A 12,490-nucleotide genomic window follows, 5' to 3' on the forward strand; every position below is an offset into this window, starting at 1 on the left:
GTGGCGGGGTGACTGCCACCGAAGACACCGGGATCCGATGGGGGACGCACGCCGCCCGCGGCGTGCTCGCCACCACCATCCTCGGATCGGGCATGGCGATGCTCGACGGCACCATCGTCAACGTCGCCCTGCCCCGCATCGGCGCCGAGCTGAACGCCTCCGTCGCCGGGCTCCAGTGGATCCTCGACGGCTACCTGCTGGCGCTCGCCGCGCTCATCCTGGTCGCCGGCTCGCTCGGCGACCGGTACGGCCGGCGCCGCGTGTACCTCATCGGCGTCGTCTGGTTCGGCGTCGCCTCCGGGCTGTGCGCCGCCGCCGTGTCGACCGAGATGCTGGTCGCGATGCGGATCCTGCAGGGCATCGGTGGCGCGCTGCTGACGCCGGGGTCGCTCGCGATCCTCCAGTCGTCCTTCGCGCACGACGCCCGCGCCCGCGCGATCGGCGCCTGGTCCGGCCTCGGCGGCATCGCGGCGGCCGCCGGACCGCTGCTCGGCGGCTTCCTCGTCCAGGTCTGGTCGTGGCGGCTCGCGTTCCTGATCAACGTCCCGATCGCGGTCGCGGTCGTGCTGATGGCCCGGAAGTTCGTCCCCGAGTCGCGCGACCCGGAGGCGACCGGGCACCCGGACTTCGGTGCCGCCGCGCTCGGCGCGATCGGCCTCGCCGGGGTCACCGGCGCGCTGGTGGAGGCGCCGGCACGCGGCATCGGCGACCCGATCGTGCTGGTCGCGGGCCTGCTGGGGATCGCGGGGCTGACCGCGTTCGTCGTCGTCCAGCACCGCTCGCGCGAGCCGCTGGTGCCGCCGTCGCTGTTCCGCGACCGGACGTTCACCCTGGCCAACGCGCTGACCTTCGCCATGTACGCGGCGCTCGGCGGCGTGATGATGCTGCTGGTCATGCAGCTGCAGGTTTCGCTGCATTACTCGCCAACGGCGTCCGGCCTGGCCGGGCTGCCGCTGACGGTGATCATGCTTTTGCTGTCCGGCCGGTCGGGCGCGCTGGCCCAGCGCATCGGGCCGCGGGCGCAGCTGGTCGTCGGCCCGATCGTCGTCGGCATCGGGATGCTGCTGATGCTGCGCATCGCGCCCGGCGCGTCCTACCTCGGCGCGGTGCTGCCCGCGGTCGTGGTGTTCGGGCTCGGCCTGGCGACGGTGGTGGCCCCGGTGACCGCGACGGTGCTCGCCGCGGCCCCGGACCGCTTCGCCGGCGTCGCGTCCGGGGTGAACAACGCCATCGCGCGGTCCGGTGGGCTCCTGGCGGTGGCGGTGCTGCCCGCGGCGGCCGGGCTGACCGGCGAGGCGTACGCGGACCCGGTGGCGCTCACCGCGGGCTGGCGGATGGCCCTGGTCATCTGCGCGGCCCTGGCGATCGCCGGTGGGCTGATCGCGCTCGGCATCCACAACGGCGTCCTGGAGCCGCCGTCGGAGCCGGCCGAGCCCGCCGCCGCGGACGAGTCTCCGCACCTGGGCGAGTGCTACCACTGCGGGGTCGAGGGCCCGCCGACGCACATCCGCGGCGGCGGGACCCCGGTCGCCGGTTCCTAGCCCGCGAGGATTTCGGCGAACAACGCCGGGTCCGCGTTGCCGCCGGAGACGATCGCGACCGTGCGGTCGGCCGGCAGCTCGCCCGCGTGGAACAGGTACGCCGCCGTCGTCACCGCGCCGCTGGGCTCGGCGACCAGCCGGGCCTTGCGGGCGAGCGTGCGCATGGCCTCGCGGATCTCGTCCTCGGTGACCGTGACCATGGCGTCGACGACCTCGCGCAAGTGCGCGAAGGTCAGCTCGGACGGCTGCGCGCGCAGGCCGTCGGCGATCGTGCGGGCGCGGTCGGCCTGGGGCCAGTCGACCTGGTGGCCCAGGCGCAGCCCCTCGGTCGTGTCGCCGGCGAGCGCGGGCTCGACGCCGATCACCTTCGCGTGCGGCGCGCGGGCCTTGATCGCGGTGCCGACGCCGGAGGCCAGCCCGCCGCCACTGACCGGCACCAGCACGACCTCGACGTCGGGGAGGTCCTCGGCGATCTCGAGGCCGGCCGTGCCCTGCCCGGCGATGATGGCCGCGTCGTCGTAGGGCGGGACGAGGGTCAGCCCGCGTTCGGCGGCCAGTTCGCGCGCTTTCCCCTCGTGTTCGCCGATCGGCACCTCGATCACCTCGGCGCCGTAAGCGCGGGTGGCCTCGACCTTGATCCGCGGCGCGACGTCCGGCACGACGATCACCGCGGGCACGCCGTACTGCTGCGCGGCGTAGGCGACCGCCTGCGCGTGGTTGCCGCTCGAGTACGCGATGACGCCGCGAGAGCGCTGCTGCTCGTCGAGAGCGCCGATCGCGTTGAACGCGCCGCGCACCTTGAACGCGCCGACCGGTTGCAGGCTTTCGGGTTTGAGCCACAGGGTTCCGCGGGGATCCCACGTCTGGAGCAGCAGGGGCGTGTGCACGGCGACACCTTGGACGCGCTTCGCCGCGGCCTCGATGTCAGAGATCGTCACCAGTTCCATGTGCTGAGTATGTCAAGAAAATGTTCGGTCTGGAGTGTCTATTGTGGACACTCGGAGTGGTCCTTCTCACGTCGGGGCAACGCGGGGAGTCACTCGCGCGCCTTACGCGTTGGACAGGGGAGAAGACTTACTACCGGATCGGGATCATGAGCAAGGAGAACGCAGCGGCTTCCGAAGCGAAGGAAGAAAAGTCAGGTTTGCGCATCGCGCAGGTGATGGCAGCGGCACTGGCGGCGGTGACGGCGGCACTGCTGGGATCGACGCTCGGCGTGGCGGGGACCGTCGTGGGCGCGGGCGTGGCGAGCGTGATCACGACGGTCGGCGGCGAGATCTACCTGCGTTCGCTGCAGCGCACGCGCGCGGCGGCGGCGAAGGCCCGGCAGCTGGCGACGTCGGGAATCCGCCGCCGTGGAACCGGTTCCGAGGTGGCGCTGGCCGAACAGCCGACAGTCCAGTTGCCCCGGCCCGGCGAGGATCCGGACGAGCCTTCGCGGCTGCGGAAGCTGCGCTGGCCGTTGATCATCGGCACGAGCGTGGCGGCGTTCGCGGTGGCGATCCTGGCGATAGTGGGCTTCGAGTCGGCGACGGGCACCCAGATCGGCGGCGGAACGGGTTCGAGCATCGGCAAGATCTTCGGCGGCGGCGGGCACGCGGACACGACGCCGTCGACAACCCCGTCGACCTCGACGAACGACACCCAGGACTCGCCTGCTCCGAGCACGTCGTCGACGTCCACGGAGACGACCACCCCGCCGACAACCTCGACGGAGTCCCCGACGACCACGCCGACGACCCCGAGCACGACGGCCCAGCAGCCGACGACGTCAGCACCGGCGACCAGCCAGGGCGCGGCGGCCACCCCGACCCCGTAACTGTCATGAGGGGCACCTTCATGGACTTAAGAGCCATGAAGGTGCCCCTCATGGCATCCGCGGGTCAGGGGAGGCGGGCCCGCAGTTTCCGAGCCGCGGCCTCCGGATCCGACGCTTCCGTGATCGCCCGGACCACCACGATCCGCGACGCCCCCGCGTCCAGCACCTCCGGGAGCCGCGGACCGTCGATGCCGCCGATCGCGAACCACGGCCGTTCAGGAGCGGAAGCCGCCGTCGCGCGGACCAGGTCCAACCCCGGCGCCGAACGCCCCGGCTTCGTCGGCGTCGGCCAGCACGGGCCCGTGCAGAAGTAATCGACGCCCGGCTCCGACGCCGCGGCCGAAGCCTGCGGAACCGAGTGCGTCGAGCGGCCGATCACCACGTCGTCGCCGAGGATTCGCCGGGCCAGCGGCACCGGGATGTCGTCCTGGCCCAGGTGGAGCACGTCCGCGCCGACCGCCAGCGCCACGTCCGCCCGGTCGTTCACCGACAGCAACGCCCCGTGCCGGGCGCACGCCTCCGCCAGCACCTCCAGCGCCGCGATCTCTCCCGCGGCCTCCAGTGCCCCGGTCTTGTCGCGCAGCTGGATGATGTCGACGCCGCCGGCCAAGGCCGCGTCGGCGAAGGAAGCCAGGTCGCCGCGGGTGGTGCGGGCGTCCGTGCACAGGTACAGGCGCGCGCTGTCGAGGCGGGCGCGGATCTTGTCACCGGAGAGGGCGGGCATAGCGGCGACCGTACCTCGCGAGCTAGGGTGGACTTGTCCGCACGGGAGCCCGAGGCATGGGCTGAGAGGGAGCTGCCGCTCCGACCGTGGAACCTGATCCGGGTCATGCCGGCGCAGGGAGCGTGATTCCATGACGAACCTGGCAGTGGTGGGCGGCGGCGTGATCGGCCTGTCCGCGGCCTGGCGTGCCGCCCGGCAGGGCAACCCGGTCACCCTCTACGACCCCGAACCCGTCCGCGGCGGCGCGTCCTGGCTGGCCGGCGGCATGCTCGCCCCGGTCACCGAGGCCTGGCCCGGCGAAGAGGACGTCCTCACGCTCGGCGAGGAGTCGCTCAGGCGCTGGCCCGGCTTCGCGAGCGACCTCGCGCAGGAAGGCGTCGACCCCGGCCTGGCCGGGCACGGGACCCTCGTCGTCGCCTTCGACAGCGCCGACGCCGGTCACCTCGACATCCTCGCCGGGCACCTGCACTCGATCGGCCGCGCGGCCGAACGGCTGACCGGCCGGGAGACCAAGCGGCTCGAACCCGGCACCGGGTCCGTCCGAAGTGGACTCCTCGTGCCCGGGGACCTGGCCGTGGACAACCGGAAACTCCTCCACGCCCTGTACGCGGCCTGCCAGAAACGCGACGTCCGGTTCGTCCGCGAGCGCGTCGAACGGATCCCGGACGCCGACGCCGTCGTGCTCGCCGCCGGTGCCTGGACCGGCCGGCTGCACGCGCAGCTCGCCGACGCCGTCCGCCCGCTCAAAGGCGAAATCCTGCGCCTGAAACCCCGCCGCGGCTGCCTGCCGCCGCCGACGCGCACCATCCGGGCCGTCGTCGAGGGCCGGCCGATCTACCTCGTCCCGCGCGGCGATCAGGAACTCGTCCTCGGCGCCACGCAGTACGAGGCGGGTTTCGACCGGGCCGTCACCGCGCGCGGCGTCCGCGAGCTGATCGAGGGCGCCGAGCGCGTCTTCCCCGCGATCACCGAGTACGAGCTCGTCGAGACCGCCGCGGGCCTGCGGGCCGGCAGCCGGGACGTGCTGCCCTACATCGGGGTCCTGGACGACGGCGTCTTCGCCGCCACCGGGCACCACCGCAACGGCCTGCTGATGGCCCCCGTGACCGCGGACGCCGTGGTCGCCTGGCTCGAGGGCGAGAAGCCGCCCGAAGGCGTCGAAGCGGCTTCACCCGCCCGCCTGCACCAGAAGGAGCACGCCTGATGGAGATCAAGCTCAACGGGAAGTGGACGGAGTTCCCGGACGGCGCGACCGTCGCCGACGTCCTCGACGCGTCCGGCGGGCAGCGGCCCGGCATCGCCGTCGCGGTCGACGGCGTCGTCGTCCGCCGGAGCGACTGGACGACCACCGCCGTGCCGAAGGGTGCGGGCGTCGACGTGCTCACCGCGGTCCAGGGAGGCTGAAATGGACGCAGAACCGCTGGTCATCGGCACCGCCAAGCTGACGTCCCGGCTGATCATCGGCACCGGCGGCGCGGCGAACCTCGCCGTGCTCGAACGCGCGCTGGTCGCGTCCGGCACCGAGCTGACCACCGTCGCCATGCGCCGCGCCGACGCCGAAGGCGGCTCCGGCGTCCTCGAACTCCTGAGAAGGCTCGGGATCGAGCTGCTGCCGAACACCGCGGGCTGCCGCACGGCCGCCGAAGCCGTGCTCACCGCGCAGCTGGCGCGCGAGGCGCTCGGTACCGATCTCATCAAGCTCGAGGTGCACGCCGACGACCGGACGCTGCTCCCGGACCCGTTCGAAACCCTCGACGCGGCCGAACGGCTCGCCGCCGACGGCTTCACCGTGTTCGCCTACACGAACGACGACCCGGTGCTCGCGCTGCGCCTGGAGGAGGCCGGCTGCGCCGCCGTGATGCCGCTGGGCGCGCCGATCGGCACCGGTCTCGGGATCCGGAATCCGCACAACATCGAGCTGATCGTTTCGCGGGCGGGCGTGCCGGTGATCCTGGACGCCGGAATCGGCACGGCGTCCGACGCGACGCTGGCGATGGAGCTGGGCTGCGACGCCGTCCTGCTGTCCACCGCCGTCACCCGGGCGACGGACCCGGAACGGATGGCCGCGGCGATGCGCGCGGCCGTCGTCGCCGGTCACCTGGCCCGGAGCGCGGGGCGCGTGCCGCAGCGGTTCTGGGCGCAGGCGTCGAGTCCACCCCGGTGAAACCCGCTGCTTTTCGGGGGCTCCGGGTGGCGGAGCCCCCGGCCCCGGGGCGGAGCCCCGGTTACAACACAGGTGCCTTAACGCCGAACGTGCACCGCCAACCCGTAAGGTTGTCGGCACTTTCCGGCGCATCCGCGCGCGTGTAAGGCAGAAGGAGCCAGCCGTGACCAGCACCTCCGTCCAGGACGTCTCGGGCAGGTTGTACCTCGCCGTCGGCAGGCTGTCCCGGTCACTGCGGCAGGCCGGCGTGCCCGGCCCGGGCCACGGCGCCATCTCGGCTCTCGCGACGCTGGTCATCTCCGGCCAGCTGCGCCTCGGCGACCTCGCCGCGAAGGAGGGTGTCGCCGCGGCGACCATGTCGCGGATCATCGCGTCCCTGGTCGAAGCGGGGTACGTCAGCCGCGAGTCCGACCCGGTCGACCGCCGCGCGTGGTTGGCGAAGGCGACCGAAGAGGGCGAGCGGCTGGTGTCCGGCGTCCGGTCGACGCGGGTGCAGGAGCTGAACCGGCGGCTGGATCGGCTGTCCCCGGAACATCGCGAAGCGCTGACGACGGCGCTTCCGGCGCTCGAAGCCCTGATCGCCGACGAAGACCGCTAAGCCGGGGGCGGTAGCCGCCGGGTGATCCGGTCGAAGAGCTCTCCCAGCGGCTCGCCGACGTCGCGGCCGAACTCGGTCAGCCCGTAGGTGACCTGGGGCGGCGTCGTCGGCTCGACGCGCCGCCAGATCAGGCCGTCCCGGACCAGCGCCCGCAGGGACTGGGCGAGCATCTTCTCGCTGATGCCTTCGATGCTCTCGCGCAGCTCGAAGAACCTCAGGTCGTTGCTCTGCAAGGAGATCAGCACCCAGATGCCCCACCGGCTGGTCACGTGGTCGACCACCTCGCGCGCGGCGCACTCGGTGTGAAACACCTCATACCGCGGCTTGGCCTCATCCTGGGTGATCTGCGCGCCTCCGGTCACGTAGGGAGCTTACCCAGAGGTATGTCCTTACCAAAAGTTAGCCCGGCTCCTAGCGTCCTGAGCACCGAAGACATCGGACGAAGGAGCAGAGCATGATCGTGGTGACCGGGGCTACCGGGAACGTGGGCCGGCCGTTGACGGAGGCGCTGGCCAAGGCGGGGCAGCAGGTGACGGCGGTGTCGCGGCACGCCGCGGAGGTCCCGGAAGGCGTCCGCCACGTGGTGGCCGACCTGGCCGAGCCCGCCGGCCTGGAGCCGGCGCTGGCCGGGGCGAAGGCGTTGTTCCTGCTGCTGTCCGGCGACCTGCACGCCGTCGGCGCCGACCCGGCCGGCGTCATCGCCCGCGCCACGGCCGCCGGGGTCCGCAAGGTCGTCCTGCTGTCCACGCTGGGCGTGGCGACCAGGCCCTTCGGCACGACGCGGGTCGCGATGCGCGCCCTGGAGGACGCGGTGCGGGAGTCCGGTTCGGACTGGACCATCCTGCGGCCGGGTGGCTTCGCCTCCAACGCGCTGTGGTGGGCCGAGTCCGTCCGCACCCAGCGCGTCGTCGCCGCGCCCTTCGGGGACACCGGGGTGCCGGTGATCGACCCGGCGGACATCGGCGAGGTCGCCGCGGCCTGTCTGCTGGACGACCGGCACACCGGCGAGGTGTACGAGCTGACCGGACCGGCGGTGATCACGCCGCGCGGGCAGACCGAGGCCATCGCCGCCGCACTGGGCTCGCCGGTGCGGTTCCACGAGCTCACCCGCGCCGAGGCCAAGGCCGGCATGACCCGGAGCATGCCGGGCGAGCTCGCCGACGACACCCTGGACATCCTCGGCTCCCCGAGCCCGGCCGAATTGCGCGTCAGCCCGGACGTCGAGCGGGTGCTCGGCCGGGCCCCTCGCTCGTTCGCCGACTGGGCCGCCCACAACGTCGGCGCGTTCCGCTAAGCGGCCTGTTCGCGTCGCAGCTCGGCCAGCTCCGCGCGCACGGCGCGGAGCTCTTCGAGGATCTCGCGGTTGGCCTCGGCCTGTGTCGCGGCTTGTTTGGCCTCTTCCTCGCGGATGTCCTGGCGCAGCTCGTCTTCCATGCCGCTGACGACCACGGCGATGAAGAGGTTCAGCACCGCGAAGCTCGACACCAGGATGTAGACGACGAAGAAGATCCAGGCCGTCGGCGCCTGGACCATGATCTCCTTCGCGATGTCCGGCCACGCTTCGCCGGTCATCACCTGGAACAGCGTGAACAGCGATGTCCCGAGGTCGCCGAAGTTCTCCGGCGAGATCACGCCGAACAGCTTGGTCGCCATCACGCCGGCGACGAAGATGATCAGCGCGAGCAGCGCGGCGATCGACGCCATCCCGGGGATCGCCGCGAGCAGCCCGGAGACGACCTTGCGCATCGACGGCACGACCGAGATCAGCCGCAGCACCCGGAGCACGCGCAGTGACCGCAGCACGGCGAACGGCCCGGTCGCCGGGATCACCGCGATGCCGACGACCAGCAGGTCGAAGACGTTCCAGTTGTCGCGGAAGAACGCGCCGCGGTAGGCGTAGAACTTCGCCAGCAGCTCGGCGACGAAGATGCCGAGCGCGATGTGGTCGAGGGTGTGCAGGAGCCCGCCGAACCCGTCCATCAAGGACGTCGACGTCTCCATGCCGAGCGTGGTCGCGTTGAAGACGATCACGGCGATGATGAAGTTCTGGAAGCGGCGGTCCTCGAGGACCTTCGCCACCCGCTCGCGCCCGGTCAAGGCCGCCCCCTGCTCAGTTCAAGGATGAGTAAACGCAGGGATGGTAACCGGGCGGGTACTCAGCGCTCCTCGGGTGCCAGCCGCCAGAAGGCCGACACGGGTCCGACCTTGGCGCCCATCGGGTAGGCGTGCTCGACCGCGTGCGAGACGAACCACTTGCCGTACCGCGCCGCCTCGACCACGGACATGCCCTTGGCCAGGCCCGCCGTCAGCGCCGACGCCATCGTGTCGCCCGCGCCGTGCGTGTGCGGCGTCGCGTACCGCTGACCGGGGAGTTCCACGAACGTCGAGCCGTCGAACAGCAGGTCCACGCACTCCGGGTCGGCCTGGAGGTGGCCGCTCTTGACCAGGACGTACTTGGGGCCCATCCGCTGGAGCACCACGGCCGCGGTGTGCATGCCCTCGCGGTCTTTCACGGTCATGCCGGTGAGGAGGCGGACCTCGTCCAGGTTCGGGGTGAGCACCGTCGCGCGGGGGAGCAGCTCGTCGCGCAGGGCGTGCAGGCCGGCGTCGTCGAACAGCGGGTGGCCGTGCATCGACGCCGCGACCGGGTCGACGACGAACGGGATCTTCTCGTCACGGCCGATCCCGGCCTGGTCGCACGCGGCGGCGACCGCGTGGATGATCCCGGCCGACGCCAGCATGCCCGTCTTGGCCGCCCCGACGCCCATGTCCGCCGCGACGGCCTCGATCTGCCCGGCCACGATGTGCGGCGGCAGGTCGGCGCGGTCGTGCACGCCCAGCGTGTTCTGGACGGTGACGGCGGTGACCGCGACCAGGCCGTGCACGCCACAGGTCAGGAAAGTGCGCAGGTCCGCCTGCAGCCCGGCGGCACCGCCGGAGTCCGACCCGGCGATGGTCAACGCCGTGGGAGGGCTCGTCGTCATTCTTTTCCCGACTTCTGGTCTAGGCCAATCGGCCGCTTTTGCTTCATCAACAGTCCACCACGGTGGCACATTGTGTGGGCTACTCACCAGTTCTTGGGCGAAGGAGCCTGGATGAAGCTCTTCTCGGCGGCGTTCCTCACGGCAGCACTCGTGCTCTCCGGGGCGACCGCGGCCAATGCGGACAGCCCGAAGCTCTCCCACGTCACGACGGTCGGCGTGCACAACACGTACGACCCCGCGGCCTACGACTACCTGGCGCGGGCACTCGACGCCGGGTCGTCGCTGATCGAGCTCGACGTCTGGCCGGACTTCTTCACCCACGAGTGGAAGGTCAGCCACTCGAACCCGTTGGGGAACAGCAACAACTGCGTCGCGGCCACCTCGGCGGCGCAGCTGTACACCGGCGGGAAGAACAAGAACCTCGAGTACTGCCTCGACGACATCCGGATCTGGCTGGCCGCCCACCCGGGGCACACGCCGATCACGCTCAAGCTGGAGATGAAGACGGGCTTCTCGGACAACACGGGCATGGGGCCGGACGAGCTGGACGCGACGTTCCGCTCGCACCTCGGCAGCGTCGCGTTCCGCCCGGCCGAGCTGCTCGGGAGCTACGGCACGCTCGACGACGCGGCCAAAGCGGACAACTGGCCGTCCGTGGACGCGTTGCGGGGCCGGGTGATCACCGAGATCATCCCGGGCACGGTTGAAGAGGGGAACCCGACCGACACGCTGCACACCGACGTCGAGTACGCGCGGTACCTGGTCGGGCTCAAGAACGCGGGCAAGCTCGGCGACGCGAACATCTTCCCGACCGTGCACGGCGCGGCCGGCGGTGACCCGCGGGACAAGTACACCGCCGACCTCAAGCCGTGGTTCGTCGTGTTCGACGGCGACGCGAACGCGTGGGTGACGCAGACCGGGCCGTGGTGGTACGACGCCAACCACTACTACGTCGTGATGACCGACGGGCAGAACGTCGCGCCGGCGATCGACGCGCACAACCCGACGGTCGACCAGGCCAACCAGCGCGTCGCCGACCTGGCGAAGCAGCACGCGTCGGTCATCACGTCGGACTGGACCGGGCTCACGACGGTGCTGCCGCAGGTGCTCGCCCGGGGTTAGACGGCCAGCACGAGCTTGCCGGACACCCGGCCCGACTCACCCAGCTCGTGCGCCTTGGCGGCGTCCTCCAGCGGGAAGGTCTGCTCGACGCGGACCTTCAGCTGACCGGCTTCGATCAGTTCGACGAGGCCGGTCAGCCCGCCGCGGTCCGGCTCGACGAGGATCCGCTCCGTGCGGACTTTCCTTTCCCGGGCGGCCTTCTCGACACGGTCGGCGACACCGCTGGGCACGCCGATCAGCAGGCCGCCCTCCTTGATGGCGGGGAGCCAGCGCAGGTCGCTCTCCTCGCCGACGAGTCCGAAGTAGACGTCCACATCGGACGTGCTCGCTTCGGGGTCGTGGTAGTCGATCGGCTCGTCGACGCCGAGTTCGCGCAGGAAGTCATGCTTGCCCGCGCTGGCCGTGCCGATGACGTGGGCACCGCGCGCCTTGGCGATCTGCACGGCGAGGTGGCCGACCCCGCCCGCGGCGGCGTCGACGAACACGCGCTCGCCCTTTTGGACGTTCGCGACGTCGACCAGGCCCTGCCAGGCGGTGAGCCCGGCCAGCGGCAGCGCGGCGGCCTCGGCGAACGACAGGCCGGCCGGCTTGCGCACGAAGTGCCGCGACGGCGCGGTGACGTACTCCGCGTAGGCGTTGCCCGGGCGCGGGAACCACGGCATGCCGAGGACTTCGTCACCCTCCCGGACGCCGGTGGCGCCGAAACCGGCCTCCTCGACGACGCCGGCGACGTCCCAGCCGACGGTGAACGGCGGCTCGCCGAGGAACCCGCCGCCGGCGCGCACCTTCCAGTCGACGGGGTTGATCCCCGCTGCCTCCACCCGCACCAGGACCTCCGTCGGCCCGGGTTCCGGCCGCGGTGCTTCGGTGACGCGGAGCACCTCCGGCCCGCCGAGGGTCTCCTGGGTCACGATGCGCATCTCTGCTCTCCTTCTTGCTGGGGTCTCCTCCTATACTCGGAGCGTTGGTCACTTTTCGCTAGAAGGCACTTTCGAGTGAAGTAGGTACCTGATGGAAACTACCTGTGACCAGGGCGGACCCTGGGACGTCTACCTCCGCAGCTGCCCCTGCCGGGACGTGCTGGACCTGCTGGCCAACAAGTGGACGGCCCTGATGCTGGGCGCGCTGGCCCGCGGCCCGCACCGTTTCGGCGAGCTGCGCCGCGCGGTCGACGGCATCAGCCAGAAGATGCTGACCCAGAACCTCCGCCAGCTGGAGCGCGACGGCTTCTTGACGCGCACGGTGTACCCGACGACACCGCCGACGGTGGAGTACGCGCTGACGGACATGGGCGCGGAGGTGGGGGCGCATCTGGTCGCGCTGAGCACGTGGTCCCAGGCGAACTTCGACCGGATCCGTTCGGCGCGGCAGGACTACGACGGCCGGGAGCTGCAGCCAGTCCGCTAGCGAGTCTGCCGCAGCTTGTCGTGGGGGGGTAAGACCGTTGTGACCCCGGGTTGAGCGCACCCCCCCCCCGCCCCCCCCCACCCGGCCCCCCGGCCCCCCCGCCGCCCCCCCGGGGGGGCGCCGGCCCCCCC

General features: G+C 71.8%; 15 protein-coding genes and 1 riboswitch. Of the genes, 9 read left to right on the top strand and 6 right to left on the bottom strand.

The features are described 5' to 3' along the window. Positions 1-8: 8 nt before the first annotated feature. Positions 9-1,541 carry an MFS transporter gene (locus QQ657_RS36610; RefSeq protein WP_284746901.1) on the top strand — a complete coding sequence of 511 codons (1,533 nt, stop codon included), beginning with the start codon at positions 9-11 and terminating at the stop codon, positions 1,539-1,541. Here the strand turns inward: QQ657_RS36610 and QQ657_RS36615 are convergent. Further along, complete coding sequence (locus QQ657_RS36615) at positions 1,538-2,488, bottom strand: threonine ammonia-lyase (protein WP_284746902.1); 951 nt, start codon at positions 2,486-2,488, stop codon at positions 1,538-1,540. The genes QQ657_RS36610 and QQ657_RS36615 overlap by 4 nt on opposite strands. Before the next feature lie 146 nt (positions 2,489-2,634). Between QQ657_RS36615 and QQ657_RS36620 the strand changes: the two genes are divergently transcribed. Beyond that, a complete protein-coding gene (locus QQ657_RS36620) occupies positions 2,635-3,360 on the top strand; it encodes a hypothetical protein (RefSeq protein WP_284746903.1) in 726 nt (241 codons plus the stop codon). Between the two features lie 64 nt (positions 3,361-3,424). On the opposite strand, the gene thiE is transcribed toward QQ657_RS36620, so the two are convergent. Next, a complete protein-coding gene (gene thiE / locus QQ657_RS36625) occupies positions 3,425-4,084 on the bottom strand; it encodes a thiamine phosphate synthase (protein WP_284746904.1) in 660 nt (219 codons plus the stop codon). Between the two features lie 31 nt (positions 4,085-4,115). Next, positions 4,116-4,221, top strand: a riboswitch (TPP riboswitch). Between thiE and thiO the strand changes: the two genes are divergently transcribed. The 4 genes from thiO to QQ657_RS36645 all read left to right on the top strand — a co-directional run bounded on the left by thiO (position 4,215) and on the right by QQ657_RS36645 (position 6,846). After that, positions 4,215-5,288 carry a glycine oxidase ThiO gene (gene thiO / locus QQ657_RS36630; RefSeq protein ID WP_284746905.1) on the top strand — a complete coding sequence of 358 codons (1,074 nt, stop codon included), beginning with the start codon at positions 4,215-4,217 and terminating at the stop codon, positions 5,286-5,288. (Overlaps the previous riboswitch by 7 nt.) After that, the gene (gene thiS / locus QQ657_RS36635) at positions 5,288-5,488 is read left to right on the top strand and encodes a sulfur carrier protein ThiS (protein WP_284746906.1); all 201 of its coding nucleotides are present in this window, start codon (positions 5,288-5,290) and stop codon (positions 5,486-5,488) included. The genes thiO and thiS overlap by 1 nt, the downstream gene beginning before the upstream one ends. Before the next feature lies 1 nt (position 5,489). Further along, positions 5,490-6,248 carry a thiazole synthase gene (locus QQ657_RS36640; protein ID WP_284746907.1) on the top strand — a complete coding sequence of 253 codons (759 nt, stop codon included), beginning with the start codon at positions 5,490-5,492 and terminating at the stop codon, positions 6,246-6,248. Positions 6,249-6,411: 163 nt separating this feature from the next. After that, positions 6,412-6,846: a MarR family winged helix-turn-helix transcriptional regulator gene (locus tag QQ657_RS36645; protein WP_284746908.1), complete on the top strand. Its 435-nt coding sequence runs from the start codon at positions 6,412-6,414 to the stop codon at positions 6,844-6,846. Here the strand turns inward: QQ657_RS36645 and QQ657_RS36650 are convergent. Beyond that, positions 6,843-7,208 (bottom strand): winged helix-turn-helix transcriptional regulator, encoded by a 366-nt coding sequence (locus QQ657_RS36650; protein ID WP_284746909.1) that lies wholly within the window; start codon positions 7,206-7,208, stop codon positions 6,843-6,845. The genes QQ657_RS36645 and QQ657_RS36650 overlap by 4 nt on opposite strands. Before the next feature lie 92 nt (positions 7,209-7,300). On the opposite strand from QQ657_RS36650, the gene QQ657_RS36655 reads away from it, so the two are divergent. Then, on the top strand, positions 7,301-8,140 hold the full coding sequence (locus QQ657_RS36655; RefSeq protein WP_284746910.1) for an SDR family oxidoreductase: 840 nt from the start codon (positions 7,301-7,303) through the stop codon (positions 8,138-8,140). Here QQ657_RS36655 and QQ657_RS36660 read toward each other — a convergent pair. Further along, positions 8,137-8,943 (bottom strand): ion transporter, encoded by an 807-nt coding sequence (locus QQ657_RS36660; RefSeq protein ID WP_284746911.1) that lies wholly within the window; start codon positions 8,941-8,943, stop codon positions 8,137-8,139. The genes QQ657_RS36655 and QQ657_RS36660 overlap by 4 nt on opposite strands. A 59-nt stretch (positions 8,944-9,002) precedes the next feature. Next, a complete protein-coding gene (thiD, locus tag QQ657_RS36665) occupies positions 9,003-9,830 on the bottom strand; it encodes a bifunctional hydroxymethylpyrimidine kinase/phosphomethylpyrimidine kinase (protein ID WP_284746912.1) in 828 nt (275 codons plus the stop codon). A 111-nt stretch (positions 9,831-9,941) separates the two neighbouring features. On the opposite strand from thiD, the gene QQ657_RS36670 reads away from it, so the two are divergent. Beyond that, on the top strand, positions 9,942-10,952 hold the full coding sequence (locus QQ657_RS36670) for a phosphatidylinositol-specific phospholipase C domain-containing protein (RefSeq protein ID WP_284746913.1): 1,011 nt from the start codon (positions 9,942-9,944) through the stop codon (positions 10,950-10,952). On the opposite strand, the gene QQ657_RS36675 is transcribed toward QQ657_RS36670, so the two are convergent. Continuing rightward, positions 10,949-11,872 carry an NADP-dependent oxidoreductase gene (locus QQ657_RS36675; RefSeq protein WP_284746914.1) on the bottom strand — a complete coding sequence of 308 codons (924 nt, stop codon included), beginning with the start codon at positions 11,870-11,872 and terminating at the stop codon, positions 10,949-10,951. The genes QQ657_RS36670 and QQ657_RS36675 overlap by 4 nt on opposite strands. Positions 11,873-11,963: 91 nt before the next feature. Between QQ657_RS36675 and QQ657_RS36680 the strand changes: the two genes are divergently transcribed. Next, complete coding sequence (locus tag QQ657_RS36680) at positions 11,964-12,359, top strand: winged helix-turn-helix transcriptional regulator (RefSeq protein ID WP_284746915.1); 396 nt, start codon at positions 11,964-11,966, stop codon at positions 12,357-12,359. Positions 12,360-12,490 lie beyond the last annotated feature (131 nt).

Source organism: Amycolatopsis ponsaeliensis (assembly GCF_030182635.1).
In the GTDB taxonomy this organism is placed as follows: Bacteria; Actinomycetota; Actinomycetes; order Mycobacteriales; family Pseudonocardiaceae; genus Amycolatopsis; species Amycolatopsis ponsaeliensis.

Excerpts from the sequence above, each read along its gene's own strand:
- QQ657_RS36620 (WP_284746903.1), top strand. The coding sequence starts at position 2,635 with ATGAGCAAGGAGAACGCAGCGGCTTCCGAAGCGAAGGAAGAAAAGTCA.
- QQ657_RS36670 (WP_284746913.1), top strand. The coding sequence starts at position 9,942 with ATGAAGCTCTTCTCGGCGGCGTTCCTCACGGCAGCACTCGTGCTCTCC.
- QQ657_RS36680 (WP_284746915.1), top strand. The coding sequence starts at position 11,964 with ATGGAAACTACCTGTGACCAGGGCGGACCCTGGGACGTCTACCTCCGC.
- QQ657_RS36675 (WP_284746914.1), bottom strand. The coding sequence starts at position 11,872 with ATGCGCATCGTGACCCAGGAGACCCTCGGCGGGCCGGAGGTGCTCCGC.
- QQ657_RS36615 (WP_284746902.1), bottom strand. The coding sequence starts at position 2,488 with ATGGAACTGGTGACGATCTCTGACATCGAGGCCGCGGCGAAGCGCGTC.
- thiE (WP_284746904.1), bottom strand. The coding sequence starts at position 4,084 with ATGCCCGCCCTCTCCGGTGACAAGATCCGCGCCCGCCTCGACAGCGCG.
- thiD (WP_284746912.1), bottom strand. The coding sequence starts at position 9,830 with ATGACGACGAGCCCTCCCACGGCGTTGACCATCGCCGGGTCGGACTCC.
- QQ657_RS36640 (WP_284746907.1), top strand. The coding sequence starts at position 5,490 with ATGGACGCAGAACCGCTGGTCATCGGCACCGCCAAGCTGACGTCCCGG.
- thiS (WP_284746906.1), top strand. The coding sequence starts at position 5,288 with ATGGAGATCAAGCTCAACGGGAAGTGGACGGAGTTCCCGGACGGCGCG.
- thiO (WP_284746905.1), top strand. The coding sequence starts at position 4,215 with ATGACGAACCTGGCAGTGGTGGGCGGCGGCGTGATCGGCCTGTCCGCG.
- QQ657_RS36655 (WP_284746910.1), top strand. The coding sequence starts at position 7,301 with ATGATCGTGGTGACCGGGGCTACCGGGAACGTGGGCCGGCCGTTGACG.